This window comes from Microbacterium sp. LS_15, from assembly GCF_041954735.1.
GTDB lineage: Bacteria > Actinomycetota > Actinomycetes > Actinomycetales > Microbacteriaceae > Microbacterium.
This window is the reverse complement of record NZ_JAVAYD010000027.1, coordinates 1-3,692: the sequence shown is the minus strand read 5'-3', so window position 1 is coordinate 3,692 and position 3,692 is coordinate 1. Positions and strand designations below refer to the sequence as shown.

2 rRNA genes are annotated in these 3,692 nt (G+C 54.6%); both read left to right on the top strand.

Going from position 1 to position 3,692, the window contains the following annotated elements:
* Positions 1-354: 354 nt before the first annotated feature.
* A 23S ribosomal RNA gene (locus RAC69_RS16830) occupies positions 355-3,459 on the top strand.
* Between the two features lie 105 nt (positions 3,460-3,564).
* Positions 3,565-3,681: ribosomal RNA gene (gene rrf, locus RAC69_RS16825) — 5S ribosomal RNA — on the top strand.
* Positions 3,682-3,692 lie beyond the last annotated feature (11 nt).

Genomic DNA, 3,692 nt, shown 5'->3' with positions numbered 1-3,692 from the left:
TCGCTGGGAGCTCATGGGTGGAACATTTGACATGCCGTCAGCGCAGCTGACTCCAGTTAGTACGGTCTTCGGATCTGGAACGGTGGGGGATGCAAGCAGGCGGCTGCACGCTGTTGGGTCCTGAGGGACCGGATGCGGATCTTTCGGGATTCGGTCTGTACCTCTGGGCCTCTTGTTGTTTCCCCGGTTCGGGGAAGTGGGAAGGGGTACCGCCCGTACTTTGAGAACTACACAGTGGACGCGAGCATCTTGCAACAACTTTCGGGTTGTTGCGCAAGATGATCTTAAAGATCATTAGTCAATTTCTGATCCCGCCTTCGGGTGGGGTCGAGTTTTTGATTCGAACTCATGTGATTTCAAGTCTTTAAGAGCAAACGGTGGATGCCTTGGCATCTGGAGCCGAAGAAGGACGTAGCAATCTGCGATAAGCCTCGGGGAACTGATAAGCAAGTTTTGATCCGAGGGTGTCCGAATGGGGAAACCCCGCTGGGCGGCGTGCCGACCTAGTGACTCCCGCCTGAATATATAGGGCGGGTAGAGGGAACGTGGGGAAGTGAAACATCTCAGTACCCACAGGAAGAGAAAGCAACCGCGATTCCGTTAGTAGTGGCGAGCGAAACCGGATCAGGCTAAACCGAGCGTGTGTGATATCCGGCAGGAGTTGCACGTTCGGGGTTGTGGGACTTTTCAGTCATCTCTGCCGAGGTGGCGGCGTTACAAGAAGGTATAGACGAACGGTCTTGAAAGGCCGGTCATAGAGGGTGCCAACCCCGTAGTCGAAATGCCTTGCTTGGCGCGAAGAGTATCCCAAGTAGCACGGGGCCCGTGAAATCCCGTGTGAATCTGTCAGGACCACCTGATAAGCCTAAATACTCCCAGATGACCGATAGCGGACAAGTACCGTGAGGGAAAGGTGAAAAGTACCCCGGGAGGGGAGTGAAATAGTACCTGAAACCGTTTGCTTACAAACCGTTGGAGCACCCCTGGTAGGTGTGACAGCGTGCCTTTTGAAGAATGAGCCTGCGAGTTAGCGATATGTGGCGAGGTTAACCCGTGTGGGGTAGCCGTAGCGAAAGCGAGTCTGAATAGGGCGATTCAGTCGCATGTCCTAGACCCGAAGCGAAGTGATCTATCCATGGCCAGGCTGAAGCGACGGTAAGACGTCGTGGAGGGCCGAACCCACTTAGGTTGAAAACTGAGGGGATGAGCTGTGGATAGGGGTGAAAGGCCAATCAAACTTCGTGATAGCTGGTTCTCTCCGAAATGCATTTAGGTGCAGCGTTGCGTGTTTCTTGCCGGAGGTAGAGCTACTGGATGGCCGATGGGCCCTACAAGGTTACTGACGTCAGCCAAACTCCGAATGCCGGTAAGTGAGAGCGCAGCAGTGAGACTGTGGGGGATAAGCTTCATAGTCGAGAGGGAAACAACCCAGACCACCAACTAAGGTCCCAAAGCGCGTGCTAAGTGGGAAAGGATGTGGAGTTGCTCTGACAACCAGGAGGTTGGCTTAGAAGCAGCCACCCTTGAAAGAGTGCGTAATAGCTCACTGGTCAAGTGATTCCGCGCCGACAATGTAACGGGGCTCAAGCACGCCACCGAAGTTGTGGCATTGACATTATTGGTAGGCCTTCGTGGTCCAGCCGTGTTGATGGGTAGGAGAGCGTCGTGTGGCCAGCGAAGCGGCGGGGTAACCCAGCCGTGGAGGCTACACGAGTGAGAATGCAGGCATGAGTAGCGAAAGACGTGTGAGAAACACGTCCTCCGAAAGACCAAGGGTTCCAGGGTCAAGCTAATCTTCCCTGGGTAAGTCGGGACCTAAGGCGAGGCCGACAGGCGTAGTCGATGGACAACGGGTTGATATTCCCGTACCGGCGAAGAACCGCCCAAACTAATCCAGTAGTGCTAAGTGTCTGAATCCCACTGACTGATCCCTTCGGGGTGACGCTGTGGGCCTAGCGCACGACCCCATGCTGGTGCGGTTAGCGTATTAACAGGTGTGACGCAGGAAGGTAGTCCAAGCCAGGCGATGGTTGTCCTGGTGCAAGTGCGTAGGCCGAGTCATAGGCAAATCCGTGACTCATACAGGCTGAGACACGATGCGGATAAAAAGTGGATGATCCTATGCTGCCAAGAAAAGCATCGACGCGAGGTTCTAGCTGCCCGTACCCCAAACCGACTCAGGTGGTCAGGTAGAGAATACCAAGGAGATCGAGAGAATCGTGGTTAAGGAACTCGGCAAAATGCCCCCGTAACTTCGGGAGAAGGGGGGCCATCCACTTATACGGACTTGCTCCGGAAAGGGTGTGGTGGCCGCAGAGACTAGTGGGTAGCGACTGTTTACTAAAAACACAGGTCCGTGCCAAGTCGCAAGACGATGTATACGGACTGACGCCTGCCCGGTGCTGGAAGGTTAAGAGGACCGGTTAGCCGCAAGGCGAAGCTGAGAATTTAAGCCCCAGTAAACGGCGGTGGTAACTATAACCATCCTAAGGTAGCGAAATTCCTTGTCGGGTAAGTTCCGACCTGCACGAATGGCGTAACGACTTCCCAACTGTCTCAACCGCGAACTCGGCGAAATTGCATTACGAGTAAAGATGCTCGTTACGCGCAGCAGGACGGAAAGACCCCGTGACCTTTACTACAGCTTGGTATTGGTGTTCGGTGTGGCTTGTGTAGGATAGGTGGGAGACTGTGAAGCATGGACGCCAGTTCATGTGGAGTCATTGTTGAAATACCACTCTGGTCACTCTGGATATCTAACTTCGAACCGTAATCCGGTTCAGGGACAGTGCCTGGTGGGTAGTTTAACTGGGGCGGTTGCCTCCCAAAAAGTAACGGAGGCGCCCAAAGGTTCCCTCAACCTGGTTGGCAATCAGGTGTCGAGTGTAAGTGCACAAGGGAGCTTGACTGTGAGACTGACAGGTCGAGCAGGGACGAAAGTCGGGACTAGTGATCCGGCAGTGGCTTGTGGAAGCGCTGTCGCTCAACGGATAAAAGGTACCTCGGGGATAACAGGCTGATCTTGCCCAAGAGTCCATATCGACGGCATGGTTTGGCACCTCGATGTCGGCTCGTCGCATCCTGGGGCTGGAGTAGGTCCCAAGGGTTGGGCTGTTCGCCCATTAAAGCGGTACGCGAGCTGGGTTTAGAACGTCGTGAGACAGTTCGGTCCCTATCCGCTGCGCGCGTAGGAAGTTTGAGAGGATCTGACCCTAGTACGAGAGGACCGGGTTGGACGAACCTCTGGTGTGTCAGTTGTTCCGCCAGGAGCACCGCTGATTAGCTACGTTCGGGATGGATAACCGCTGAAAGCATCTAAGCGGGAAGCCGGCCTCAAGATGAGACTTCCATACCTTCGGGTGAGAGGCTCCCAGCCAGACTACTGGGTTGATAGGCCAGATGTGGAAGCACGGTAACGTGTGCAGCTGACTGGTACTAATAAGCCGATGACTTGATAACACACCGTTCGTTGGTGCTTGCGTCCACTGAGTGGTTCTCGATGTACGGTCGAGAACCGCATAACTAGACTTTGTCGTTATGCAACGATTGAAACATCAATAGTGTTTCGGCGGCCATAGCGTGAGGGAAACGCCCGGTTACATTCCGAACCCGGAAGCTAAGCCTCACAGCGCCGATGGTACTGCAGGGGGGACCCTGTGGGAGAGTAGGACACCGCCGGACTCCTTTTAGAC